The organism is Cohaesibacter sp. ES.047, from assembly GCF_900215505.1.
GTDB lineage: Bacteria > Pseudomonadota > Alphaproteobacteria > Rhizobiales > Cohaesibacteraceae > Cohaesibacter.
The window spans coordinates 994,879-1,019,218 of sequence record NZ_LT907844.1; the positions used below are offsets into that span (position 1 = coordinate 994,879).

General features: G+C 56.0%; 21 protein-coding genes. 14 read left to right on the forward strand and 7 right to left on the reverse strand.

Annotated features, from left to right (window positions below; translation table 11 throughout):
- Positions 1-8: 8 nt before the first annotated feature.
- Complete coding sequence (locus CPH65_RS04465) at positions 9-1,580, reverse strand: ABC transporter substrate-binding protein (protein ID WP_157747497.1); 1,572 nt, start codon at positions 1,578-1,580, stop codon at positions 9-11.
- Positions 1,581-1,851: 271 nt separating this feature from the next.
- Here CPH65_RS04465 and CPH65_RS04470 point away from each other — a divergent pair, with 271 nt between their 5' ends.
- Together CPH65_RS04470 and CPH65_RS23730 are read left to right on the forward strand one after the other, a co-directional pair.
- Positions 1,852-2,871, forward strand: a complete 1,020-nt coding sequence (locus CPH65_RS04470) for a LacI family DNA-binding transcriptional regulator (RefSeq protein WP_172891450.1) — start codon at positions 1,852-1,854, stop codon at positions 2,869-2,871.
- A 252-nt stretch (positions 2,872-3,123) separates the two neighbouring features.
- On the forward strand, positions 3,124-3,288 hold the full coding sequence (locus CPH65_RS23730) for a hypothetical protein (RefSeq protein WP_172891451.1): 165 nt from the start codon (positions 3,124-3,126) through the stop codon (positions 3,286-3,288).
- Here CPH65_RS23730 and CPH65_RS04475 read toward each other — a convergent pair.
- Positions 3,276-4,205: a DMT family transporter gene (locus tag CPH65_RS04475; RefSeq protein ID WP_244574538.1), complete on the reverse strand. Its 930-nt coding sequence runs from the start codon at positions 4,203-4,205 to the stop codon at positions 3,276-3,278. The two genes, CPH65_RS23730 and CPH65_RS04475, sit on opposite strands and share 13 nt — an antisense overlap.
- 245 nt (positions 4,206-4,450) lie before the next feature.
- Here CPH65_RS04475 and CPH65_RS04480 point away from each other — a divergent pair, with 245 nt between their 5' ends.
- From CPH65_RS04480 to CPH65_RS04490, 3 genes are all read left to right on the forward strand, one after another.
- Positions 4,451-4,927 (forward strand): MarR family winged helix-turn-helix transcriptional regulator, encoded by a 477-nt coding sequence (locus CPH65_RS04480; protein WP_096172314.1) that lies wholly within the window; start codon positions 4,451-4,453, stop codon positions 4,925-4,927.
- A complete protein-coding gene (locus CPH65_RS04485) occupies positions 4,924-6,081 on the forward strand; it encodes an HlyD family secretion protein (protein ID WP_096172315.1) in 1,158 nt (385 codons plus the stop codon). The genes CPH65_RS04480 and CPH65_RS04485 overlap by 4 nt, the downstream gene beginning before the upstream one ends.
- Before the next feature lie 70 nt (positions 6,082-6,151).
- Entirely contained in the window at positions 6,152-7,669 is a 1,518-nt protein-coding gene (locus tag CPH65_RS04490) for a DHA2 family efflux MFS transporter permease subunit (RefSeq protein WP_096176239.1), read from the forward strand.
- Between the two features lie 105 nt (positions 7,670-7,774).
- Here the strand turns inward: CPH65_RS04490 and CPH65_RS04495 are convergent, their stop codons facing one another.
- From CPH65_RS04495 to CPH65_RS23735, 4 genes are all read right to left on the reverse strand, one after another.
- The gene (locus CPH65_RS04495; protein WP_096172316.1) at positions 7,775-9,415 is read right to left on the reverse strand and encodes a BCCT family transporter; all 1,641 of its coding nucleotides are present in this window, start codon (positions 9,413-9,415) and stop codon (positions 7,775-7,777) included.
- Between the two features lie 105 nt (positions 9,416-9,520).
- Positions 9,521-9,778 carry a hypothetical protein gene (locus tag CPH65_RS04500; RefSeq protein WP_096172317.1) on the reverse strand — a complete coding sequence of 86 codons (258 nt, stop codon included), beginning with the start codon at positions 9,776-9,778 and terminating at the stop codon, positions 9,521-9,523.
- Positions 9,779-10,019: 241 nt separating this feature from the next.
- Positions 10,020-11,462, reverse strand: a complete 1,443-nt coding sequence (locus CPH65_RS04505; RefSeq protein WP_096172318.1) for an NAD-dependent succinate-semialdehyde dehydrogenase — start codon at positions 11,460-11,462, stop codon at positions 10,020-10,022.
- 250 nt (positions 11,463-11,712) lie between these two features.
- On the reverse strand, positions 11,713-11,976 hold the full coding sequence (locus CPH65_RS23735; RefSeq protein WP_157747499.1) for a hypothetical protein: 264 nt from the start codon (positions 11,974-11,976) through the stop codon (positions 11,713-11,715).
- Between the two features lie 403 nt (positions 11,977-12,379).
- Here CPH65_RS23735 and chvE point away from each other — a divergent pair, with 403 nt between their 5' ends.
- The 5 genes from chvE to araA all read left to right on the forward strand — a co-directional run bounded on the left by chvE (position 12,380) and on the right by araA (position 18,892).
- Positions 12,380-13,465, forward strand: a complete 1,086-nt coding sequence (gene chvE, locus CPH65_RS04515) for a multiple monosaccharide ABC transporter substrate-binding protein (protein WP_371359430.1) — start codon at positions 12,380-12,382, stop codon at positions 13,463-13,465.
- An 84-nt stretch (positions 13,466-13,549) separates the two neighbouring features.
- Entirely contained in the window at positions 13,550-15,076 is a 1,527-nt protein-coding gene (gene mmsA / locus CPH65_RS04520; RefSeq protein ID WP_096171613.1) for a multiple monosaccharide ABC transporter ATP-binding protein, read from the forward strand.
- Positions 15,069-16,274 (forward strand): multiple monosaccharide ABC transporter permease, encoded by a 1,206-nt coding sequence (gene mmsB, locus CPH65_RS04525; RefSeq protein WP_096171612.1) that lies wholly within the window; start codon positions 15,069-15,071, stop codon positions 16,272-16,274. Before mmsA ends, mmsB begins: the two co-directional genes overlap by 8 nt.
- A 300-nt stretch (positions 16,275-16,574) precedes the next feature.
- Positions 16,575-17,261: an L-ribulose-5-phosphate 4-epimerase gene (locus CPH65_RS04530; RefSeq protein ID WP_096172321.1), complete on the forward strand. Its 687-nt coding sequence runs from the start codon at positions 16,575-16,577 to the stop codon at positions 17,259-17,261.
- A gap of 122 nt (positions 17,262-17,383) precedes the next feature.
- Complete coding sequence (araA, locus tag CPH65_RS04535; RefSeq protein ID WP_096172322.1) at positions 17,384-18,892, forward strand: L-arabinose isomerase; 1,509 nt, start codon at positions 17,384-17,386, stop codon at positions 18,890-18,892.
- 146 nt (positions 18,893-19,038) lie between these two features.
- Here the strand turns inward: araA and araC are convergent, their stop codons facing one another.
- Complete coding sequence (gene araC / locus CPH65_RS04540) at positions 19,039-20,070, reverse strand: arabinose operon transcriptional regulator AraC (RefSeq protein ID WP_096172323.1); 1,032 nt, start codon at positions 20,068-20,070, stop codon at positions 19,039-19,041.
- A gap of 167 nt (positions 20,071-20,237) precedes the next feature.
- Here araC and CPH65_RS04545 point away from each other — a divergent pair, with 167 nt between their 5' ends.
- The 4 genes from CPH65_RS04545 (at position 20,238) to CPH65_RS04560 (ending at position 24,336) form a co-directional block, all read left to right on the forward strand.
- The gene (locus CPH65_RS04545; RefSeq protein WP_096172324.1) at positions 20,238-21,869 is read left to right on the forward strand and encodes a ribulokinase; all 1,632 of its coding nucleotides are present in this window, start codon (positions 20,238-20,240) and stop codon (positions 21,867-21,869) included.
- A gap of 369 nt (positions 21,870-22,238) precedes the next feature.
- Complete coding sequence (gene pfkB / locus CPH65_RS04550) at positions 22,239-23,195, forward strand: 1-phosphofructokinase (protein ID WP_096172325.1); 957 nt, start codon at positions 22,239-22,241, stop codon at positions 23,193-23,195.
- A gap of 295 nt (positions 23,196-23,490) precedes the next feature.
- Complete coding sequence (locus tag CPH65_RS04555; protein ID WP_157747500.1) at positions 23,491-23,964, forward strand: YhcH/YjgK/YiaL family protein; 474 nt, start codon at positions 23,491-23,493, stop codon at positions 23,962-23,964.
- 93 nt (positions 23,965-24,057) lie between these two features.
- Positions 24,058-24,336 carry a hypothetical protein gene (locus CPH65_RS04560; RefSeq protein WP_096172327.1) on the forward strand — a complete coding sequence of 93 codons (279 nt, stop codon included), beginning with the start codon at positions 24,058-24,060 and terminating at the stop codon, positions 24,334-24,336.
- Positions 24,337-24,340: the final 4 nt, after the last annotated feature.

The following is a 24,340-nucleotide window of genomic DNA, read 5'->3' on the forward strand; positions in this document are numbered from 1 at the left end:
TACGCGGACTATTTGCGTTTCAAGTTCCAGAAGAAGGGCACGGGGCTTTCAATATATCCCTCAAGATTGGTGGCAATGCCTTGAGAGGGGAAGCTCTGACCAAGAGGCACGTAGCTGACCAGATCATGGGTGACGATCTGCATCCGTTCGGCGAGCTTCTTGCGTTCTTCCTGTGTCTGGGCATCTGCAAACTTGCGGCGTAGTTCCTGCAATTCCTCGGAGCAAGCCCAGCCGAACCAGCCGTCTTCGCAAGCACCTGCAACATAGACGTTCGTCATCGGGTTGGACTGGTCAACAAATCCCCAGCCAGTGAAGAAGACGTTCCAGCCGCCCTTGTCGACAGGCTCTTTACTTGCACGGCGAGAGCCTACGGTCGCCCAATCGGCCATTTGCTCCTTGACCACGAACCCAACCTCTTCAAGCATCGGTTTGAGAACCGAATAGGAGGCATCCTGAGCGGGAATGTCGGTCACATGCATGATGAAGACGGGCGTTCCATCATATCCGGCTTCCTTGAGCATTGCCTTGGCTTTTGCCACGTCGCGCTTCAGGATGCGATCCGTGTTGGCATCGGACTCGTAAGGCGTGTCACAGAAGAATACCGCTGCACATTCCAGATACAGATCCGGGTTGGAGCCATACTGCGCCAACAGGAACGGCATTTGCTCGAGCGACAATTGCAGCGCCTGCCGGATTTTCACATTGTCAAACGGAGGGTTCAGGTGGTTGACAACGAGTTGGAGAGAGTTGCCTGACTGACGCGCAGCAATGGTCTTGGCACTGTCAACGCCCTCGAACAGAGCCAATAAATCGGACGGCACTTCTTCCATCCAGTCGATCTCGCCCGTGATGAGCGCGTCCACGGCGGTCATGGTGTCGGGAATATAGACCAGTTCGACACGGTCGAAATGGGCGACTTTTCCGCCCGCTGCCATATCGGCAGGTTCGGAGCGCGGCACATAGTCTTCAAATTTCTTGAAAACGGCGATGCTGCCCGGTACCCATTCATCGGGAACCAGCATATAGGGACCGGATCCCATTGGAATGGCGATCGGATCGGACGGCGCTTGTGCGGCCATCTCTGCCGGCATGATGACCGGGATGTTGGACGAGATCTTTGCCAGCGCCGGGATGACCTGACCCCAGGGGCTGCTCATTTTCAAAACAACGGTCTTGTCATCGGAGGCCGTGAAGCTGTCCACTTTTGTAAACAGCGTTTTGCCGAGGCTATCAGCCTTGCCCCAGCGATTGATCGAGGCCACCACATCTTCGGCTGTCACATCGGTGCCGTCATGGAATTTCAGGTCATCGCGCAACGTGATGGTATAGGTGAGCTCATCGTCTGACAGGGTATACCCTTCTGCCATTTGCGGCTGAGGCTCATAATTGGAGTCCAGCGCAAACAGGGTGTCATACATCAGATAGGCGGCATTGCGGATTGTGAAATTGGTCGTCGCGATCGGATCAAGGGTGTTGATGTCACCATTCATCCTCAAGCGAAGCGTTTCTTGCGCGCTCACCGGGGCTGCGCTAATGAGGGCCGCCAATGCGGCACCGCATAGAGTTTTCCAAAGCTTCATTCTTTCCTCCCTGAAAGCCAAGCTCATTTGATATGTTCGCAAATCGTTTCGTGCTAAATGCAAATTCACCTCAAAAATTTGCATAAAACATCGGATATTGAACACGTAACGTTACGTTTATAGCGCGAATTCAGGAATCGATCAATAGCTTTTGGTTCAGAGAAACCAGAATCGGCGCTATAAACGTGCTGTAAACGTGCGGTCTTTTGACCTATCTAGCGTGCGCGGAACGTTTCGTGTAAATTGCGTTTCGAGAATCTGGAGGACCAAAGTGGCCACGATCAAGGATGTAGCACGCATTGCTGGAGTTTCCGTGACAACCGTTTCGGCAACCATCAACGGAACCGCGCCGGTTAGCGAGAAGATGAAAGCCAAGGTCTGGGCTGCCATCGAACAGGCAGGCTATCAGCCTGATCCGATCGCCCGGAACCTGCGCATGGGCAAGTCAAAGACCATCGGTCTGATCGTACCGGACATTTCGACCCCATGGGCTGCCCATCTTGCCAAGGCGATGCAACGCGCCCTGTCGGACGTTGGCTACAACATGCTGTTCTCGAGCAGTGATGATGATCCTGACAGGGAGTTCCGCGAAATTGGATTGTTCATGGCCCACCGGGTGGCCGGGTTGGTGATTGCCCCGACCAGTCATGGCGAGAATTATGCCGAGCGCCTGTCAGCGGCAGTGAAGGCACCCGCGATTCTCGTTGACCGTAAAGTGCCCGATGCCGATCTGGATGCGGTGACGGACGACAATGTGAGAGGCGCAGAACTGTTGGCGCGCTATCTCTTGAAGCTTGGCCACAGGGATATTGCGTTTCTGGTCGGTCGACCGGGTATTTCCGCCTCGTATGAGCGTTTTGACGGCTTTGCCCTTGCGATGCAAAAGTCTGGATTCACGCTGCGCGAAGATCTTGTAAAGCGGTCCATATACAAGACCGAACAGGCCCATGCTGCTGTTCAGCAATTGATGCTTTCAACCAGTCCGCCAACGGCAATCGCCTGTATTTCTCTTGCGCAGCTCATGGGCACGATGGCCGGTCTCGAAAAGCTTGGCCTCAGGGTTCCTGAAGATGTGTCTGTGGTCTCGTTCGACGGATTTCATCCAGCCGAAGGGTGGCACCCATCGATGACGTCGCTCACTCAGGATATCGAAGCGATCAGCACCAAGGCCGCGCAAATGCTCTTGCAACGGATCGATGGCGACTATACCGGAGCGCGGCGCATTGTCCGCGTCGCCCCCAGCCTGACCATCAGAACTTCATGTTCGCCCGTTTTGCAAAAGGCGGAATGACGCGAGGCGCATTCACCTTGCTCCATGCAATGTGATTTGGTGATGCGCGCCAAAGGGGTTGCCTTAAATGCAGAGCGTCCGCATTCAGTGCCATGGTATCTTGATCGCTAGAGAGGCATATGACACGACGAACGGCATGGAAAGACTAGCAGCCTGATGTGAAAACCCGATCCACCTTATTGGGGCCGCAAACTGGTCTAGAAAATAGGACCGCCTCTATGGACGGCTTCGCTTCTGGCTGCGAGCCTTCAAGTGAAGGGCAGCTTGTTCAATCCTGACGGTCAGAAAGTGGCGGCGGAAACCTTCTACCGCCGGATTACCGGTGATCAGGTCAATGGTTGCGGAGCCTATGTCGATCCGGCGCCAAGAGTGGCCAGAGCCAAGGCTGCCGGCGTGCCCATGGTCTATGAAGACTGAGGGTCATCTTGAAGCTCCGCGCTTGCGGGGCTTTCCTGCTCTTCCTTCAGTGCCAATTTTCGCTCCCGCAGAACAATCAGGATGCCGCTGAGCACGATGATGCTTGCGCCGATATAGGTCACCCCGTCCGGGATTTCATCCCAAAGCAGCCAGCCCAGAAGCGTTGCCCAGATGAGTGCTGTATAGTCAAAGGGCGCAACGACTGCCGCTGGTGCAAAACGGAAAGCCTGAGTGATCAGCGTGACACCGAGGGTGCCAAGCAGTGCAATTCCCAGAAACAGCCAGATATCCTCAGTCTGGATCGGTTGCCAGACAAAGGGCTGAAGCAAGGCGCTGAGCAGAGCGCCAAAGCCGGACAGATAGAGCATCAATGTCCAGACGCTCTCGCGGGGATCAACCCAGCGAGAACTGATCATCAAAAGGGCATAGAGGAAGGCGGTTGCCAGCGGAAAGAGAGAGGCCATCTGGAAGGTTGCGGTTCCTGGCCTGACAACAATCAACACGCCCAGAAATCCCAACAGAACAAATGACCAGCGAGCCAGCCCGACCTTTTCCTTGAGGACGAGTGCCGTGAGGGCTGTGACGAAAACTGGTGCGGCAAAGATCAGCGTCGTTGCCTCGGCAAGCCCTAGATAGCTCAGGCCGGTGAAAAACAGGGTCGCAGCACTGAGCCAGAGAATGCCGCGCAACAGATGGGCCATCGGGCGATAGGAGCGCAAGGCTTGTGGCCCGCCGAGCTTGAGCACGAGTGCTATGACAAAAGGCAGTGCGATGGCGTTGCGCATGAAAAGGATCTGAAGCGGCGAATAGCCATCGGTGAGGGTCTTGGCGATGGCATCATTGATGCACAGGCACACGACGCCTACACACATGATCAGGATGCCTTCTGTCGCCTTCGTTCTTTTCTCGACCTTCAAGCCGGTTCCTCCAATCGTTTTTCTTGTGTTTTGATCACATTAGGTTGGGTCCGAAGCCCTGTATAGACCTGCGATTTTTCTTTAAAGCTTCTTGGTTGCGCCCTCCGCTTGCCTCTCAAGGTGCCGCAAACATTCTGTTAACTCTACCGTAACAGTACCGATTGACAGCCGGGTTGAATATGTTATGTGAGCTTATTATATGTGTACTTATAATAAGCGTACTTAGTTAGACGTGAAAGCCCCCGATGACCGAAAAACCCAGTGAAATCCAAATTGGCTATCTGATTTTCGAAGTTTCCAAGTTGATCCGCCGGCAGTTCGAGGAAGAGGCCAAGAGCCTTGGCCTGACGCTGCAGCAGTCGCGGGTCATGGGGTTTCTTCAACGGCACCCGGCCGGTCAGTCCCAATCCAGCATTGCCCGCGAGATCGACAGTGATCCGATGACGCTGAGCGGTATTCTCGACAGGCTGGAAAAGCGTGATCTGGTCGAGCGCAGTCCTGATCCTCAGGACAGCCGCGCCAAACTGGTAACACTGACAAGTGAGGGCGTTTCCCTCTTTGTCAAAGCTCGGGCATTGGCGGATGGCATCGGCAAGCGACTGCATGATCGAGCCCTTTGCCGACTGGATGAGGACCAACTGGATGCTTTGCTTCTTGGTCTGACCAGTATTCGCGATGAACTGAGCACAACGTCCCCCGATCAAAGAGACCAAGTAAAATGAGTGTTAGAAACGTGAAATATGCGAACAAATCCCTCATCAAGAAAGATGAGGAGGTTTCTGACGAAGCGCAGCATTATGAAAATCCGCCCAAGGCCGCCAATGATGAAGAGACGGCAGAGGCATCCTCTTCATCATCAAAGCGGACGGGGCGGTTGGCCCTGATGCTGATTGTGCCGTTGGCGCTTGTCGTGGGTGGTGGCTGGTTCTGGCTGACGGGCGGTCGCTTCGAGGAAACCGACAATGCCTATGCGCAGCAAGCCCAGGTTGCCATCTCGTCTGACGTTTCGGGCCGCATTCTCAGCGTCGATGTCGAGGAAAGCCAGAGGGTGAGCGCAGGGGATGTGCTGTTCAAGCTGGATTCCGAGCCGTTTCAGATCGCGGTGGATCAGGCCGAGGCATCCCTTGGCAAGATCCGTCTTGATGTGGAACAGCTCAAGGTCAATTACCAGACGGCGACTGCGATGCGGGATGCCTCGCGCGAAACGCTCAAGGTTCAGCAAGAGCTTTATGATCGTCGTGCGATCCTCGCCAAGAAGGGGGTCACCTCCAACAACAGTCTTGATGAACTGAAACTTTCTTTGCTGCAGGCCAAGAGCGCGGTGACCTCTGCCGAAAAAACGGTCGACAAGGCGCGGGCGGCTCTCGCCGGTAACCCCAAGATTGCGACCGACGACCATCCGTTGGTTCGGCAGGCCAATGCGGCGTTGAAACTTGCCAAGCGCAATCTTGCCAAGGCAACGGTCAAGGCTCCCCATGACGGCATCGTCAATCACATCGACGAGCTCAACACCGGACAGTATATCGATGCGGGTACAGCGGTTGCGAGCCTGTTTGAAGTCAACAAGACATGGGTGGACGCGAACTTCAAGGAAACCCAGTTGGAGAACATCCGTATCGGCATGCCCGTTGACGTGACGTTCGACGCCTATCCGGGGACGCACTTCAAGGGCCGGGTTGCCAGCATCAGTTCGGGAACCGGCGCCGAGTTTTCGCTCATTCCGGCGCAGAATGCCACGGGCAACTGGGTCAAGGTGGTCCAGCGGGTGCCGGTGCGCATCGAACCTGAGAATGACAGTTTCTCCGACCGGTTGCGGTCGGGCATGAGCGCCGTTGTCAGCATCGATACCGGCAAGACAACTCTCAACAGACTTTGAGACAAAGGCGGATGAGATCAGCAGCAGGCGGGGAGGCGCTTGTGGCTGACCGTCCCGACAAGTGAACGATATGGCACAGATTCCAGACGATTCCGCTCCGGCCGTTGTGGTCAAGCACAAGGCACTCTTGACCATTGCGATCATGCTGGCGACGGTGATGCAGGTGCTCGACACCACGATTGCCAACGTTGCGCTGCCGCACATGTCCGCAGCGCTCGGAGCGGCGCAGCATGAAATCACGTGGGTGCTCACGTCCTACATCGTTGCGGCGGCCATCGCGACGCCGGTGACGGGATGGATGAGCGATCGCATCGGCCAGAAGCTGCTGTTTCTGCTGGCTGTTGGCGGGTTTACTCTGGCGTCGGCTCTATGCGGGATTGCGACCAGTCTTCCCGAAATGGTCGCTTTCAGGATCCTGCAGGGCCTGTGTGGCGCGATGATCGCGCCATTGGCTCAGACCGTGATCCTCAATATCAACCCCAAAGAGCGCGTCTCTCAGGCCATGGCAATCTATGGCATGGGCGTGATGGTTGCCCCGATCGTCGGGCCGACCCTTGGGGGCTGGCTGACCGAGAGTGTCAACTGGCGCTGGGTCTTTCTGGTCAATGTGCCGGTCGGCATTCTGTGCATTGCGCTTCTGCTGGTCTATATGCCGAATAGCGATAAGCGAAACCGGCGGTTTGACTTCTTCGGCTTTGCGATGCTGGCTTTGGGGATCGGTGCCTTGCAGTTGATGCTTGACCGCGGTTCGGACAACAACTGGTTCGAATCCACCGAGACCTGGATCGAGCTGGGGCTGGTAATTTCCGGGCTTTGGGTCTATCTGGTCCATTCCATGACGGCCGAGTCTCCCTTTGTCGATCTGCGAATTTTCCGGGATCGCAACTTTGCGCTCGCTGCAGTGTTCATGTTCCTGATCGGCATGACGATGTTTTCGGCCTTGGCGCTGTTGCCACCCCTTATGCAGAGTTATCTGGGCTATCCGGTTATGGCATCGGGGACCTTGATGGCGCCGCGCGGTATTGCTTCGATGGTGTCGATGCTGATTGTCTCGCGCATCAGCCATCGGGTGGATGGCCGTGCCATGATGCTGTTCGGGGCGGTGGTCATGAGTTGGTCGCTCTATATGATGACCGGGTTCAATCTTCAGATGGATTCCAATCTGATTGTTGTCACCGGCGTCTTGCAAGGGTTCGGTATGGGCTTCATTTTCGTGCCCCTGTCGGCCATGGCCTTTTCGACCCTGTCGACGCAGTTGCGTGGTGACGGAACGTCGATGTATGCGCTGATGCGCAACATGGGGCAGGGGATCGGTGTTTCGATGGTATCCGCCGTTCTTGTCCATATGACACAGGCCAACCATGCCGAGCTGGCCGAGCGCCTGACCTCGACCTCGGGGGCGGTGCACGCCTATCTGCCGGGGTTGCTATCAGGATCCAGCAGCGCTGTCCAGACGGCCAATTCGTTGGTGACACAGCAGGCCGCGATGCTTGGTTACATCGATGACTTCCTGCTCATGTCCGTATTGAGCGCCTTGTCCATTCCGTTGATCCTGTTGCTGCGCAAGCCCAAGAAGTCGGCGGCATAAGACCCGGCGACGCTCCGAGCGCCGAGCCTGATAGTCAAAAGCCCTCCCGGCGATGGTGCCGGGAGGGCTTTCTTTTTTGAAAATTGGGCGGTGCCTTGAATCGCTTTAGCGCGGTTCGGACCGCAACCCTTGCAGGATCGCCCAGCACATCAGCAAGAGAACCAATGTGAAGGGTAGCCCGGTGGAGATCACCATGGCTTGCAGGGCTGTCAGCCCACCTCCAATCAGAAGCACGATGGCGACGGCCCCTTCGAAGGTTGCCCAGAAAACGCGCTGTGGAACCGGTGCATCGATCTTACCGCCGGCGGTGATGGTATCGATCACCAGGGAACCGGAGTCCGACGAGGTGACGAAGAAGACAATCACCAGCACGATGGCAATGACTGACGTGATGGAGGACAGCGGCAGGCCTTCGAGCATGGCGAACAGCGACAACGGCGGATTGTAGCTGTCGATCACCTGAGCCTTGACGGCGGAGTTTGCCGGATCGGTCAGAACCTGATCAATCGCCACACCACCGAAGACGGCCATCCAGAGGACGCAGACGAGGGACGGGATCAGCAGAACGCAGATCATGAACTCGCGCACGGTGCGGCCACGGGAGACGCGGGCAATGAACATGCCGACAAACGGTGACCAGCTGATCCACCAGGCCCAGTAGAAGGCCGTCCAGCCCTGACGATAGGCATCGTCGGTCCGGCCGATTGGATTGGACAGCGGCACGAGATCCTTGACATACGCAACCAGCCCTTCGCCAAAATCGGTGAATATGAGCATGGTCGGACCGGCCAGCAGAACGAACAGCAGCAACAGCGTTGCGATGCCCATGTTGATTTCGGAGAGGACTTTGACACCGCCGTCAAGACCACGAAGAACCGAGACAAGGGCGATACCGGTGATGCAGGTGATCAGGATGACCTGTGTCGGGATGCCGACAGGTATGCCAAAGACGTGATTGAGACCGGCGTTCGCCTGTTGGGCACCAAAGCCGAGCGAGGTGGCCAGACCGAACAGGGTTGCGAACACTGCAAGGATGTCGATGAAGTGGCCAGTCCAGCCCCAGATGCGGTCGCCGAAAATCGGGTGAAACGCAGAGCGGATGGTCAGTGGCAGGCCCTTGTTGTAGGAGAAAAGGGCCAAGGCCAGAGCCACGACGGCGTAAATCGCCCAAGGGTGCAGACCCCAGTGGTAGATAGTGCCGGCGAGCCCCATTTCCTTGGCCAATTCTACATTGGCTGGAATCAGGTTGCCATCAGCATCGAACGGTGAGGGGGTTCCGAGCGGACTGGAGATGGCCATGTGATAGACCGGCTCAAGCACACCAAAGAACATCAGGCCGATGCCCATGCCTGCAGCAAACAGCATGGCGAACCAGCCCGAATAGGAAAAGTCGGGAGTGGCTTCCCTGCCACCAAGCCGGATCTTGCCCCATGGGCTGACGATCAGGAAGAGGCAGAAGAGAACAAAGACATTCGCCGCGCTAATGAAGAACCAGTCGAATGTTGAAGTAAGCCAAGGCCTCAGCCAGCCAAAGATGGAGGCAGCCTGTTCCGGCAGAGCAAGGGCATAAAAAACAAACGCCACAATGCAAAGGCCAGAAACCATGAAAACCGGGTTGTGAACATCAAAGCCAAAGGGGCCAACCTGACCTTCAACATTGTCCTGACCGATTTCATAATCGGTATCGATGATTTCCGTTATCCCTTCAGGGGCTGGGATGCCCGTTGCTTCGTCTTCTGTCGACATATTGCGATGTTCTCCAATTTTGTTCTTGTAAGTCCCTGATACCGGTACAGGATTACCGGTGTGCAGGAAAACCAACAGCGTTAAAAAGGCGGACAGGTCCGCGATTCAGTCATCAAATGGGTTTTGCTGTCTTGAATTTAGCTGTCTTGTATGGAGCGTGATTGCAGGCAATGCATTCAAAATGCGCCCGGCGCGCGATGACCGGTCCCAAATCAGACACAGGGCACCGCCACCAGTCGATTGGTGCGGGCCGCGGATTTTTTTTATGTCGTTGGCCCTGGCCAGGGTGGCCGCGATGGTCAACGCCTTCTGGTCAATTGATGACCGACGCAAATCCACCGGAACCATGATCGTATTGAGCATTGTCGCTATCCTCACGTTTCCGTGGCAGCAACATTATAGAATTGGTGAACAACTGTCCAACCGGAGGGCGAATATTTTGTGCAAGTCTGCAAAAAGCTGGATTTTCTTGCTGTCGTGACATGGGAAAACACGCTGCATGACAAGCAAAAACCGATTCGCGAAAGGCCCAAAGATGCGAAAAAAGGCCCGCACCAGTGTCAGTGCGGGCCCCTTCTGTTTTGATTGGCAAGTACGCTGCGCCTCAGATGCCACCCAGGCAGATATACTTGATCTCGAGATAGTCCTCGATGCCATATTTCGAGCCTTCACGCCCAAGTCCGGACTGCTTGATACCGCCAAATGGGGCCACTTCGGTCGAGATAAGGCCGGTGTTGACGCCTACCATGCCCGTTTCCATGGCTTCCGCCACGCGCCAGACACGTGCGAGATTGTTGGAGTAGAAGTAGCCCGCGAGGCCAAATTCGGTGTCGTTGGCCATGGTGATCGCGTCTTCCTCAGCATCGAACCTGATCAGCGGGGCCACCGGACCAAAGGTCTCCTCAGAGGAGAGCAGGGCTGAACGGGGCACATTGGCAATCACGGTTGGCTCAAAGAAGGTGCCTTCCATGCGCGAGCCGCCCAGAATGATTTCCGCGCCTTTTTCGACCGCGTCCTTGAGGTGGGCTTCGACCTTTTCAACCGCGGCTTCGTTGATCAGCGGGCCTGTGGTCACGCCTTCGTCAAAGCCATTGCCAGGCTTGAGCTTGCTGGCGGCCTCCGTGAGCTTCTTGGCAAATTCGTCATAGACGCCGCTTTGCACATAGATCCGGTTGGCACAGACACAGGTCTGGCCGTTGTTGCGGTATTTGGCGATCATCGCGCCATCAACGGCGGCATCAAGATCGGCGTCATCGAAGACGATGAAGGGGGCATTGCCACCCAACTCGAGGCTCATCTTCTTGATGCCATCTGCGCATTGGCGCATCAGGATCGAGCCTACCTTGGTCGAGCCGGTGAACGTGATCTTGGCAATCTTGGGGTTGGTGCAGAGTTCTTCACCGGTCATGGACGAATGGCTGTTGGGAATGACGTTGAATACCCCTTTGGGAATGCCAGCACGCTCTGCCAGCACCGCCATCGCCAATGCCGACAACGGCGTCAATTCGGCGGGTCGCGCAACGAAGGAACAGCCAGCCGCGAGCGCCGGGGCAACCTTGCGGGCGATCATGGCGTTGGGAAAATTCCATGGAGTAATGGAGCCGACAACGCCCACCGGCTGTTTGATGACGATGATCCGCTTGTCGGGCTGGTGTCCGGGGATGGTGTCGCCATAGACGCGCTTGGCTTCTTCGGCGAACCATTCAATGAAGGAGGCCCCATAGAGAATCTCGCCGCGTGCTTCCTCAAAGGGTTTTCCCATTTCAGCGCAGAGTATGGCGCCAAGGTCGTCGGCATTTTCGACGATCAGATCAAACCATTTGCGCATGAGACCGGCGCGTTCCTTGCCGGTTTTGGCGGCCCATTCCTTCTGCGCAACATAAGCTGAGTCGATCGCTTCCTTAACGTCCGCTTGAGCGCAGTCAGAAACCTTGGTGATCAGGTCGCCCGTGGCCGGGTTGGTCACATCAAAGGAGTCTGGCAGGCTCAGCCATTCGCCATTGATATAGGCCCTGTTTTCCAAAAGACTGTTGTCCTTGAGTTGCATTTTGGCCCTCCTTAGCGGCGCAAATTCGGTCTTTCAAATGTATATTGTTCTGTTGTTCCGGTGCTGCGGATCAGGGAAGAATTGACATCCTCTCCCTTTGACCGGTGGGGACACGGGAACCCTATGATATTGCCATAGCCCTCACAAGGGAACTGCGACAGGTTGCGCACGTGCGCTTGTTGTCGTCGTCATCTTGTCGTCGTCATCCAATGGTGCTGGTTCACCAGAGCGGCGCGTCGACATAAGCTGATCATGGGTCGCCCGCGCTTGACCATGGCGTGTGGTTTTCATCTTCAGGCACAACTGCATATGCCTCATCATGGTTCCATCGCTTCATGAAAAAAGTGCGCGAAAAATGCTCCGAAACCGGCATTGTAAACTCTGAGGTGGGCTCCGCAGGATTTGCTTTTTTCGCCCGCTCTTTAGCACCGCTATCAACGCCTGCAAGCGCGCGCCGGTTTATTCCATGCCGCAAAGGCGATGCTGCACGAGAAATGGGCTCCATGCCAATCATCTATTAGCATTCGCTGGGGCGGTTTTTGATCCTGCGGCAAGAGAAAAGCAATATCGTCCATATTTTTAACTGTTTGCCGTCTTCCTTCCGGCGCAATTTGTAGCACAATGATAGTCGGAGGATTTAAGGGAGAATTGGAGCTTGAGGTCGGTTGGCCGCGGCTCCAGCTGGAGGATTTCGCCAAATTGTGATCTGGTTTCAGGCCGCGCTCAAAGCTCATTGGGCGCGTTTGGCTAAGCTGCATTCACGGTTTGCAGCGCACTTTTGTGCACCCTTCTGCCACGAAAGCACAACTATTGTTCATCTTTCCTGACGTCCTTGCAGATTTACTTTCCCAGCTTCGTGCGGGATAGTGGGAGGTCTTGACGACAGTCAAGGCATGTTTCTAAGGGAGGATCTCAAAATGAGATTTGGAAATTTCTTTAAAATGCTAAGCGTTGGCGCACTGGCAGTGGCTGCGGGTTTGTCCATGTCAGTTGCTCCGTCCAGCGCCGCCGACAAGGGCTTTGTTGGCATCGCAATGCCGACCCAGTCGTCTGCTCGCTGGATCACTGACGGCCAGAGCATGGTCAAGCAGTTCGAAGAAGCCGGCTACACCACTGACCTGCAATATGCGGAAGACGACATCGCAAACCAGCTGCGCCAGATCGAAACCATGATCCTGAAGGGCGTCAATGTTCTGGTGATCGCCTCCATCGATGGCACGACCCTGTCGAGCGCTCTGGAACTGGCTGCCGACAATGATATCAAAGTCATTGCCTATGACCGCCTGATCCGTGATTCCGGTAACGTCAACTACTATGCTACCTTCGATAACTTCCAGGTTGGCGTGCTGCAGGCAACCAACCTCGTCAACGGTCTGAAAGAACGTTATGGCGATGCTGATACCTGGAACGTGGAATTGTTTGGCGGATCGCCAGACGATAACAACGCCTACTTCTTCTACAATGGTGCCATGTCCGTTCTGCAGCCGCTGATCGACGAAGGCAAAATCGTTGTTCAGTCTGGTCAGTTCGGCATGGACAAAGTCGGTACCCTGCGTTGGGACGGCGCGGTTGCTCAGGCCCGTATGGATAACCTGCTCTCTGCTTTCTATACCGACAAAACAATCCACGGCGTTTTGGCTCCGTACGACGGTCTGTCCATCGGTATCCTGTCTTCGCTCAAAGGCGTTGGCTATGGCTCTGGCGACATGCCGATGCCAATCGTGACCGGTCAGGACGCTGAAGTTCAGTCCATCAAGTCCATTCTTGCTGGCGAACAATATTCCACCATCTTCAAGGACACCCGTGAGCTTGCTCGTGTGACCGTTGGTATGGTGAATGCGCTTCTGGAAGGCGGCGAACCGGAAATCAACGACACCACAACATACGACAATGGTGTGAAAGTTGTGCCGTCCTACCTGCTGAAACCGCTTCCTGTCACGAAAGCGAACTGGGAAGAACGCGTCATCGACAGCGGTTACTACACGATGGATCAGGTCAAGTAAGATCCTCCCGAAAGAGGGCGGCGGCTTTGTTGTCGCCCTCTGCTCCTTTCAGCTCGACAAACAGATTGGTTCCTTGAGGCTGATATGAACACCATCCTAGAAATGCGAGGAATCACGAAGACCTTTCCAGGAGTAAAGGCCTTGAGTGATGTGAACCTGACCGTCTCCGAAGGGGAAATCCATGCCCTTGTTGGTGAGAATGGGGCAGGCAAATCAACCCTGATGAAGGTCCTCAGCGGGGTTTACCCGCACGGCTCCTATGAAGGAGACATCATCTACAAAGGTGATACCCAGTCTTTTGGCGGCATTTCCGACAGTGAAGACAAGGGCATCATCATCATCCACCAGGAGCTTGCGCTGGTCCCACTTTTGTCGATCGCCGAGAATATCTTTCTGGGCAACGAGCGGGCCAAGAGCGGGGTCATCAACTGGTCACAGGCCCATTCAGAGGCAGAACAGCTGCTCAAGGTGGTCGGTCTGACCGAGACGACTGGCACACTGGTGACCAACCTGGGTGTCGGCCAGCAACAGCTTGTCGAGATTGCCAAGGCGCTTTCCAAGGAAGTTCAGCTTCTGATCCTGGATGAGCCGACGTCTTCGCTCAACGAACAAGACAGTGAGGCGCTGCTTGAGCTTTTGCTTGAGTTCAAGCGCAACGGCATCTCGTCCATCCTGATCTCCCACAAGCTCAATGAGGTGGTGAAGGTCGCGGACAAGATCACGGTTCTGCGCGATGGCGAGACGGTCAGTACGCTTGATTGCGACAAGTCCGAGGAGATGGAAAACAGGATCATCAAGGACATGGTTGGCCGTGAGCTGACCAATCGCTTCCCGCCGCGCGAGCCGAAGATCGGCGAGACGTTGATGGAAGTGAAGAACTGGAATGCCTTCCATCCTGTGCATTCGGATCGTCAGATCATCAAGGATGTGAACCTTGAGGTGCGGGCCGGCGAGATTGTCGGGATCGCGGGTCTGATGGGTGCGGGGCGGACGGAACTTGCGATGAGCATCTTCGGTCGGTCTTACGGCAAGCGCATCACGGGGGATGTCCTGCTCAAAGGGCAACCGATTGATGTCTCGACGATCAACCGTGCGGTTGATCGGGGTCTTGCCTATGTCACCGAGGACCGGAAGGAATTCGGTCTTGTTCTTGACAATACGATCAAGGTCAACACGACGCTGTCCAATCTTGATGGTGTGTCGAAGGGCTTGGTTCTGGACGACAACGAGGAGACCCGTGTCGCGCTTGAATACAAGGACAAGCTGAACACGCGCTGTTCTGGGATCCTTCAGAAAGTGGTCAACCTGTCTGGTGGCAACCAGCAGAAGGTTGTTCTTTCCAAGTGGCTGTTTGCCAACCCCGAGGTTCTGATCCTTGACGAGCCAACCCGCGGCATTGACGTCAATGCCAAATTCGAAATCTACACGATCATCAACCAGCTGGCAGAAGAAGGCAAAGGCGTCATCTTCATCTCTTCCGAGATGCCTGAACTGCTGGGTATGACGGATCGCATCTATGTCATGAACGAGGGCCGTGTTGTTGGCGAACTGCCAACCGCTGAGGCGTCTCAGGAAAAGATCATGCGGATGATCATCAAGAACAATGGGTGATGTGACTATGGAAAAGACGGAAAAATCCGCTCAAGGTGGCAGCATCGGCAGCTACTTCAAGGCCAACCTGCGTGAATACGGCCTGCTACTGGCCCTGATCTTCGTCATGGTCTCGTTCCAGATCATGACCGGCGGCATTCTGATGAAGCCGCTCAATCTGACCAACCTTGTGCTTCAGAACTCCTATGTGGTGATCATGGCCATCGGCATGTTGCTGGTGATCGTGGCCGGACATATCGACCTGTCGGTCGGCTCTGTGGTTGGCTTCATCGGGGCGCTTGCGGCCGTGATGATCGTGAACTACGACATTCACTATGTCCCGACTGTCATTGTCTGCCTGATGGTGGGGACTGTGATCGGGGCCATGCAGGGCTTCTGGGTTGCCTACTACAAGATCCCGGCCTTCATCGTGACCCTTGCGGGGATGCTGGTGTTCCGCGGTCTGACGCTTGCGCTGCTTCAGGGCCAGTCGATCGGTCCGTTCCCCAGTGCCTTCCAGAAAATGAGCTCGGGCTTCATTCCCGATCTGATCGGCTCGGGCCGGCCGCATATCCTGACCATCGCGCTCGGGGCTGCGATCAGCATCTATCTGCTCTACTCCAGCTTCAAGCGTCGTCAGGAACAGGCCAGGGTGGCCTCGGTTGACGAGCCATTCGCCTTCTTCCTTGGCAAGCTGGTTCTGATCGTCTTTGCGATCAACTATCTGACCTATATCATGGCTGGCTACAAGGGCTATCCGAACGTGCTGATCGTGATGGCGGTTCTGATGAGTGTCTACAGCTTCATCACCACCCGCACGACCATCGGTCGCCGCATCTATGCTCTTGGTGGCAACGAGAAGGCGGCCAAGCTGTCCGGTGTCAACACCGCACGGCTGACCTTCCTGACCTTTGCCAACATGGGCCTTCTGGCGGCCTTTGCCGGTCTGGTGTTTGCTGCGCGCCTCAACACGGCAACGCCGAAAGCGGGCTTTACCTTCGAGCTTGACGTCATCGCGGCGGTGTTCATCGGTGGGGCGTCCATGTCGGGCGGTGTCGGCACGGTCATCGGGGCCATCGTCGGTGCCTTCCTGATGGGTGTGATGAACAACGGCATGTCGATCCTGTCCATCGGTATCGACTATCAGCAGGTCATCAAGGGCCTCGTCCTCCTCGCTGCCGTCATCTTCGACGTATACAACAAAAACAAAGCGCAATAGTCCCAAGAAACATGGACAAATCACCAAGTGGTGCGCGCAATACAGTAAGGGGCAGACATCAGTCTGCCCTTTGTCTTTTAGGTGGGAATGCCAGAAAGCTCGCGTTTCGGTGCGTTCTTGCCTCTGAGATAGTGTCCGTGTGAGGCAATGATATCGTGTATGTTTAAGTCAGCATCATTATCCATATAATTAACCTGATATCCTCTGGCATATTCTGGCCTAAATGATCAAACTTTCTATGAGGAAACATCCCGTGTGTCCGGCAACGTCCGAGCGGGGTGCAATAAGGGAGGAAAAGCCTTGCTAGCAGAACTGCGAGAAGACGTTTTCCGCGCCAATCTTGAATTGAATGAGCGCGGTGTCGTGGTCTACACATGGGGCAATGTAAGCGGTATTGATCGGGAACAGGGTCTGGTGGTGATCAAGCCATCGGGGGTTCCCTATGAGGATATGACCGCTGATGACATGGTCGTTGTGGATCTCGAGAACAATGTTGTCTGGGGCGACAAGAAGCCCTCGTCGGACACCAAAACGCATACGACCCTCTATAAAGCCTTTCCCGCCCTTGGTGGCGTCACCCACACACATTCACGTCATGCTGTCGCCTGGGCTCAGGCCCGCAGGGACATTCCTTGTCTTGGGACGACGCAGGCCGATTATTGTTCTGGCCCCGTGCCCTGCACTGCGCCGCTGACGGAAGAAGAAGTCAATCGGGATTACGAGACCACGACCGCCGAAGCTATCATTCGCCGGTTCGATGGGATTGATCCGGTTGCCGTACCCATGGTGCTTGTCGCCGGTCACGGGCCGTTTGCTTGGGGCAAGGATGCGGCGGAATCCGTGCGCAATGCAGTGATCCTTGAAGAGATTGCGAATATGGCAACGCTGACAGCGACCATATCCAACCCTCTCAAGCCGCTGGAGCAATATGTGCTCGATTATCACTATGAGCGCAAACACGGCAAAAACGCCTGGTACGGCCAGTAGGCCGGACGCACTCTTCTTCTGACGCAACCGAACGCCTGCCAAATCTCTCCGTGCCACGGAGCATGGCAGTATGGGAGCCGCGCCATCGTAGCGGCGAACATTTTATTCGAAAGGGCAATATCATGTACGGATTGAAACCGCTCAAATTCTGGTTCATCTGCGGCTCGCAGCATCTTTATGGACCGGAGACGCTCGAGCAGGTCAGCGCCAATGCGCGTGAGGTCGTGGCTGGTTTGAATGACAGTGGGCGTCTCGTCCTGCCGGTCGAATTTGCGGGCATGGTCACCAGGCCCAATGAAATCACCGATGTCTGCCAGCGGGCTTCCAACGATCCCGAATGTGGCGGTGTCATCGTTTGGATGCACACCTTCTCCCCGGCAAAAATGTGGATTCGTGGTCTTAACCTGCTGACCAAACCGATCCTTCATCTGCACACCCAGTATCGGGCTGACCTGCCTTGGGACAGCCTCGATATGGATTACATGAACCTGCATCAGGCAGCACATGGCGACCGCGAAGGCGGGCATATTCATACTCGCATGCGGCTTGCTCGCAAGGTGGTCGTCGGTCACTGGAAGGAAGCGGACGTTCAGGACCGCATTGATGCCTGGATGCGTGCTGCACGCGCTTGGAATGACTGGCAGGGTGGCCGGATCTGCCGCTTTGGCGACAACATGCGCGATGTCGCCGTGACCGAAGGGGACAAGGTCGGGGCAGAAATGGCGCTGGGCATGGGCGTTGACGGTTGGGCGGTTGGCGATCTGGTTGCCCGTATGGCGCAATTCTCAGATGCCGAGGTTGAAGCCCGCGCGGCTGAGTATGACGAAGCCTACACTCTGATGCCGGAACTGGCTCCGAGCGGTGCGCGCCGCGACAGTCTTCTTGATGCTGCGCGTCAGGAACTGGGCATCGAAGCCTTCCTTAAGGAAGGGGGCTATACGGCCTTTACCCATACTTTCCAGGATCTGCATGGGCTCAATCAGCTTCCCGGTCTTGCGCCTCAGCGCCTGATGGCGCAGGGCTTTGGCTTCTCGGGTGAGGGTGACTGGAAAACCCCGGCCATCATCCGCGCCTTGAAAGTCATGGGCCATGGCCTCACCGGTGCCTGCTCCTTCATGGAAGACTACACCTACAACATGGTTGACGGTCAGGAATGCGTGCTTGGCTCGCATATGCTCGAAGTTTGCCCGACGATTGCCGAAGGCAAGCCGACGATGGAAATCCATCCTCTGGGTATTGGTGGCAAGGCTGATCCGGTCCGTCTGGTGTTCAACTCCCGTAAAGGACGTGCGGTTAATGCCAGCCTTATCGACATGGGCAACCGTTTCCGCCTGATCGCCAACGTGGTTGAATCCATCGATCATCCGGATCTGCCCAAATTGCCGGTTGCGCGCGCTGTATGGGAAACCAAGCCCGATCTGAAAACCGCTTGTGCGGCCTGGATCTATGCGGGCGGCGCGCATCACACCGCCTACAGCTATGATGTGACGACGGAAATGCTCGAAGATTTTGCTGAAATCGCAGGGATCGAGCTTTGCGTGATCGACGAAGATACCGAAATCGGTGCCTTCAAGCAGACCTTGCGCAACAACGAGATCTATTGGCACTTCGCCAAAGGGATCCGCGCCTGATTGCCAGTGATCTGGTAAGTGATCTGGTAAGTGAGTTGGCGACTGCTGTCTGTTCCTAGCTGCCCGGCCTAAAGATCAGATGGTTGCCAACAAGCATCCCCGGAAGGGTCACCTTCCGGGGATTGTTTGTTTAAAGGGCAAGTGTTCTATGTTGGTAGCTTGGAAAGACTTTCCGGCCCCATGGCTTGATCCGAACCAATGACGCTGTTCACTTCGTCGGTCTGGCCACCACCATTTTGTGGCAGACTGCGTTCGCGGAAGGTGCGTGGGCTCATGCCGGTGTGGCGGCGGAAAACGCGCGAGAAATAGAGCGGATCATCATATCCGACCATTTGCGAGAGGGATTTGATGGGGACGTTGGTGACCCGAAGGATCTGCATGGCATATTGCACGCGCTGGCCATCTCGCCACTGCACGACGCCGGTGCCGATGTTTTTCTGAAACAGATGCGACAGGCGTGAGGGCGACAGGCAGACGTGGCTGGCGATTTCCTTGACGGTCAGAGATTTGTCCAGATTTTCGGAAATCATCGAGCAGGCGGCGAGGACACGTTCGTCCAGCACGCGGCTGGTGGTTTTGGGGGTGCGTGTGGTGCGCGCGCATTGCAGCAGGATGTGTTCGAGACGATTGAAGGCAAGGTCTACCGAGAGGCTGCCGGGTGAATCAGCCCATTTTTCCACCTCGACGAAGAGGCGGAACAGTTCGCTGGTCTTGCTCTCTTCATTCTTGCGCATCAGATAGACGCCGTCGATGTTGGTTTCCCAATGCAGCCACGGTTTCCAGAAGGCGCGGGGCTGGAAATAGATCCAGCGGTGCCACCATTTGTCAGCGTCGAAGTCGCGCCCGTAAAAATGCTTTGATCCGGGAGGGAAAAGCAGCAAATCTCCCGGATGGACGGTGAAGGAATTCTTGCCATCAAAGACACGTCCGACCCCGTCGACGGTCAGGTTGATGATCCAGCCGCGCATGCCGTCGGGCCGGTCAATGTAGAAGTCGAGCGGGCCGTCCTTTTCAATCGGCGTGATGCTGGCCACAAGGCGCACGTCGAACTCGAAGCCGGGAAAGAGAGGAGCGACTTGCGTGTCGTCATCCGACCGGTTGGAGCGATAGGCGAGCTTGCGAAAAATGCGCTGAACGGCAGCATCTTCACTTGGATTGAAATAAGAATGATCGTCCATGTGTCTAGCGGTTTGCTACCTTGTGAAGCATCAGGATCATCCATATTGTAAACTTTATGGGAGTCTTTGAAAAGGGGGACTGTATTGGGCGATCAAGTAGAATTGTCCATGCGGTTTTGACCATTTCAAATCAATGAAAAGCACGCCATTCAGGGAGGAGTGAGGCCATGGCCACCGATCAGCAGACCTGCACTTTGGGTTTGGATTTTGGATCCGACAGCGTAAGAGCCGTCATTGTCAGTGTCGAAAATGGGGATGAACTGGCCTCTGCCGTCGCGACCTATCCGCGCTGGGCGGAAGGAAAATTCTGCGATCCGACCCGTCAACAATTTCGCCAGCATCCGGCAGATCATCTCGAAGCCATGACCAGCGCCGTCAAGGGCGCGTTGGCCGAGATGGGAGATCAGAAGCCCGACATCATCGGGATTGGCGTTGATACCACCGGGTCGTCCCCGATGCCGCTGACCGCCGATGGTACGGCTCTGGCGCTCAAGGACGGTTTCGCGACCGACCCGGACGCCATGTGCATCCTGTGGAAGGACCATACCTCCGTCAAGGAAGCCGAAGACATCAACACGCTGTGTCATTCCGGCAAGTTTCCCGACTACACCAAATATGTTGGCGGAATCTATTCGTCTGAATGGTTCTGGGCCAAGATCCTCAATGTGGGCCGCAACAACCCGGAAGTCTTTCAGGCCGCGGCCACGTGGGTCGAATTCTGCGACTGGATCCCCTCGGTTCTGACGGGTGTCGACGATGCCAACAATGTTGTTCGCGGTGTTTGCGCGGCAGGCCACAAAGCCCTGTGGAACCCGGAATTCGATGGGCTGCCGAGCCTTGAATGGATGACGGCGCTTGATCCATGCCTTGGCAATCTGGGCTATCCGATGTTCACCGAAACCCGCACCTCCGATCAGTCCGCCGGTGGATTGAGCGAGGAATGGGCAGGACGCTTTGGTCTGAAGGCCGGTATTCCTGTTGCTGTCGGTGCGTTCGACTGCCATATGGGCGCAGTCGGTGCTGGTATCGAGGACTATTCGCTGGTGCGCGTAATGGGCACCTCGACCTGCGATATTCTGGTTGCGCCACCCGAAGAGGTTGGCGACACGCTTGTGCGCGGGATCTGTGGTCAGGTTCCGGGCAGTGCGATGCCCGACTCGATCGGATTTGAAGCCGGTCAGTCGTCATTCGGTGATGTGTTTGCATGGTTTGAGCGGATTCTGACATGGAACCGCAAGAGCAGCGCCAAGTCCGGCTCTTTGTTGCCTGAACTGGAAGCAGAAGCTGCCCTTCTGCCGCCGGGAGGCTATGGCGAGCGTGCGCTCGACTGGCTGAACGGTCGCCGGACACCGGACGCCGATCAGACCGTGAAGGCGATCATTGCTGGTCTACATCTGGGTTCGACAGCGCCGTCGATCTATCGTGCCCTCATCGAAGCCACCGCCTTTGGCTCGCGGGCGATCGTCGAGCGCTTCGAAGAACAGGGCATTCCGGTCAAGAAGATCGTCGGGATTGGCGGGATTGCGCGCAAGTCCGACCTGATCTCGCAGGTCTGTGCCGATGTGATGAACCGCAGCATCTATGTGATCGAATCCGATCAGTGCTGTGCCCGTGGCGCGGCGATCTTTGCGGCCACGGCTGCTGGTGCCTATGACGATATCCACGCCGCCAAGGATGCCATGCACAGTCCGGTGGAAAAGGTCTTTGAGCCCAATCCCGAAGCCCACAAGATCTATGATGAACTCTACAAGGACTATCAGCGGATCGGCGCCTTTGCTGGCGAGCTTTCCAAGTCTTAAGGCCGGTTGACCGGTTCACATCGCTACGGTTTCTTTCCGTATGCCTGACTGACAGACCTCCGGCAGGGTGCTTCCCTGTCGGAGGTTTTTGTTTGTGAGGCTGTTGGCGGCACCGTCATTGCCGTTTGGAGAATGACAGCGTTTGGTGCATAAGTGGATCATCGCTTTCGTCACGACCGCGTGCCTGATAGGGAAGTCGCAAACCGGTTTTGTTTTGTGATTTGCCGGTCCTGGTCGCTCGTACGGGATGCTTCAATTCTCCCGCGGCGGGGCGAGCCAAATGAAGAGTGACTTTGTTTCATGGGCTTCTTGCGTCTGCCATTTGGGGGGGGCGCGCTGCAGAACCCATCAGTCTGAAATGGATGCTCGATGTCTGCCAAAGTGAACATAGCCACTGTGACGCTCAATCCCGCGATTGATCAGACGATCCGGATCGACAATTTTGTCGCCGGAGGGGTCAACAGGGTGCTCGGCGAGCAGTCCGATGCGGGGGGGAAGGGGGTCAATGTGGCGTCCTTTCTGTCGCACTTCGGCCACAAGGTTGCAGTGACTGGATTGCTCGGGGCGCGGAACCCGGCGATTTTCGAGCGCCTGTTTCACGATTGCGGCATCGTCAACCGCTTTGTCATGGCGCATGGATCGACGCGGATCAATGTCAAGATTGTCGATACGATTCAGAACCGTGTGACGGATGTGAACTTTCCCGGCCTATCAGTGAGCTCCTATGACGTGGATGGCGTTTTTGCTGCCATCGATGACTTGTGTGCCGAAGGGGTAGGGAGTTTCCTCTTCGCGGGAAGTCTGCCTGCTGGAACGTCGACGGGTCTTTATGCGGAGATCGTCGCTCATCTCAAGGCCATGGGCAAACGGGTGGTGTTGGATACCAGCGGGCCCGCGCTGAAGGAAGCGGTGCTCAAAGGGCCTGATATCATCAAGCCCAACCTGCATGAATTCAACGAGCTCACTGGGAATGCCCTTACCAAGCCCAAAGACATCGTTCGTGTCGCGCGTGAATTGTCTGACAGCTCCAATGTGCCGCTCGTGGTGGTTTCGCTCGGGGAGCGCGGTGCCCTGTTCGTGACCAGCGAAGAGGCGCTTTGGGCCCGCCCGCCCAAGGTCGATGTCAGCACGACCGTCGGGGCCGGGGATGCGATGGTTGCCGGTCTCATGCATTGTCTGCAGCTTGACCTGTCGCTGTCAGACATGGCGCGCCAGTCAACGGCCTGCTCTGTCGGGGCTTTGACCGAGGTGGGGCCCCTGTTGCCCGATGTTTCGGTGATTGACGCGCTTGCGCAGAAGGTAAAAATCGAACCGGTCGAGCTCTAGGCGTCTGGTGCGTTGGCAGAAAGCGCTGCCGTTTCGCCTTCCTCGCCCGGCGCTCGTGTATTCTCATTAAGGGCAATTGCTTAGCCTTGTTGGAAATGGCTTGCACTGTGTGATGGATCATTGACAAGCGGTTGTGGCTGGCGCAGATACGATCGAGATCGACGTGCCAATCGGCTCGCCCGAAGGATGTCCCCGCGCACCTTCAAGGCGTCGCTGCTGTCGGTCCGGCCGCATGCCATAACCCATGCAATCCCGCCAAACAGCCTGTGGCCATCCAATCCTAAAGGGAATGAATATGCTATCTGCCAATCTGAACAACCTGTCCATCATCCCCTATCTGCAGCCCGAGCTGGCCGAGATCATCGGCAAGGTCAAGGCGCTGGTCGAGAGCAAACCGGCTCTGGGGCGGCACGAGATCGACGGAGACAAGTTTTTCGTCAATTTTGTCGAGGATCACACCGAGCCTTTCGCAGACCGGAGACCAGAGTTTCACCGGAATTATCTTGATATTCAGGTTCTTGCGGAAGGGGCCGAGATCATCGGATGGAGCCACTCGCCTGCGACCCGCATCACCGAAGACCTATTGAAGGAAAAAGACGTGGCCTTCACCAAGGGTTCCGAGAATGAAAAGCTTCTGACGCTTGCGCCGATGGATTTTGCGATTTTTTATCCAGGGGAGGTGCACCGGCCGCTGGTGGCGACAGAAGAGGGGCCGATGAAGATCTTCAAATTTGTCGCCAAGATCCATCGCAGCCTTCTGGAGAAATGACCTGAGAGCATGGCCTGAACTATGCTGTTTGAAGCGAATGCATGCTCTGGATGCGGCTTCCCGGTGGGGTGATCGGTGGATGGTGTTTGAAAAATGCGCTTGATTGGTCGACAAAAAGAGAAATTGGTTGACCAAATTCACGAAGCGACTATGGTCAATGGTAAAGATGTCTGCTCGCAATCGGCACGCCGCTGCAGTTTCGGCTCCTTTGATGGCCGTATGGATCAGCTGAGCCGGTCTGGACAGGCAAATGGCACTTTGGGGCCGATAAGCAAATGGGGCCAAAGGGCAATTCTGATTTTTTCAAGTGACGGGCATTCATGGCTGACGATGCCGGGCAGATGTCCGATCAATCCTAAAAGACTGGACTAGCGAC

Excerpts from the sequence above, each read along its gene's own strand:
- CPH65_RS04555 (WP_157747500.1), top strand. The coding sequence starts at position 23,491 with ATGCTATCTGCCAATCTGAACAACCTGTCCATCATCCCCTATCTGCAG.
- araC (WP_096172323.1), bottom strand. The coding sequence starts at position 20,070 with ATGGACGATCATTCTTATTTCAATCCAAGTGAAGATGCTGCCGTTCAG.
- CPH65_RS04545 (WP_096172324.1), top strand. The coding sequence starts at position 20,238 with ATGGCCACCGATCAGCAGACCTGCACTTTGGGTTTGGATTTTGGATCC.
- CPH65_RS04490 (WP_096176239.1), top strand. The coding sequence starts at position 6,152 with ATGGCACAGATTCCAGACGATTCCGCTCCGGCCGTTGTGGTCAAGCAC.
- CPH65_RS04465 (WP_157747497.1), bottom strand. The coding sequence starts at position 1,580 with ATGAAGCTTTGGAAAACTCTATGCGGTGCCGCATTGGCGGCCCTCATT.
- mmsA (WP_096171613.1), top strand. The coding sequence starts at position 13,550 with ATGAACACCATCCTAGAAATGCGAGGAATCACGAAGACCTTTCCAGGA.
- mmsB (WP_096171612.1), top strand. The coding sequence starts at position 15,069 with ATGGGTGATGTGACTATGGAAAAGACGGAAAAATCCGCTCAAGGTGGC.
- CPH65_RS23735 (WP_157747499.1), bottom strand. The coding sequence starts at position 11,976 with ATGATTGGCATGGAGCCCATTTCTCGTGCAGCATCGCCTTTGCGGCAT.
- pfkB (WP_096172325.1), top strand. The coding sequence starts at position 22,239 with ATGTCTGCCAAAGTGAACATAGCCACTGTGACGCTCAATCCCGCGATT.
- CPH65_RS04500 (WP_096172317.1), bottom strand. The coding sequence starts at position 9,778 with ATGCTCAATACGATCATGGTTCCGGTGGATTTGCGTCGGTCATCAATT.
- CPH65_RS04485 (WP_096172315.1), top strand. The coding sequence starts at position 4,924 with ATGAGTGTTAGAAACGTGAAATATGCGAACAAATCCCTCATCAAGAAA.
- araA (WP_096172322.1), top strand. The coding sequence starts at position 17,384 with ATGTACGGATTGAAACCGCTCAAATTCTGGTTCATCTGCGGCTCGCAG.
- CPH65_RS04495 (WP_096172316.1), bottom strand. The coding sequence starts at position 9,415 with ATGTCGACAGAAGACGAAGCAACGGGCATCCCAGCCCCTGAAGGGATA.
- CPH65_RS04505 (WP_096172318.1), bottom strand. The coding sequence starts at position 11,462 with ATGCAACTCAAGGACAACAGTCTTTTGGAAAACAGGGCCTATATCAAT.
- CPH65_RS04560 (WP_096172327.1), top strand. The coding sequence starts at position 24,058 with ATGCGCTTGATTGGTCGACAAAAAGAGAAATTGGTTGACCAAATTCAC.
- CPH65_RS04480 (WP_096172314.1), top strand. The coding sequence starts at position 4,451 with ATGACCGAAAAACCCAGTGAAATCCAAATTGGCTATCTGATTTTCGAA.
- chvE (WP_371359430.1), top strand. The coding sequence starts at position 12,380 with ATGAGATTTGGAAATTTCTTTAAAATGCTAAGCGTTGGCGCACTGGCA.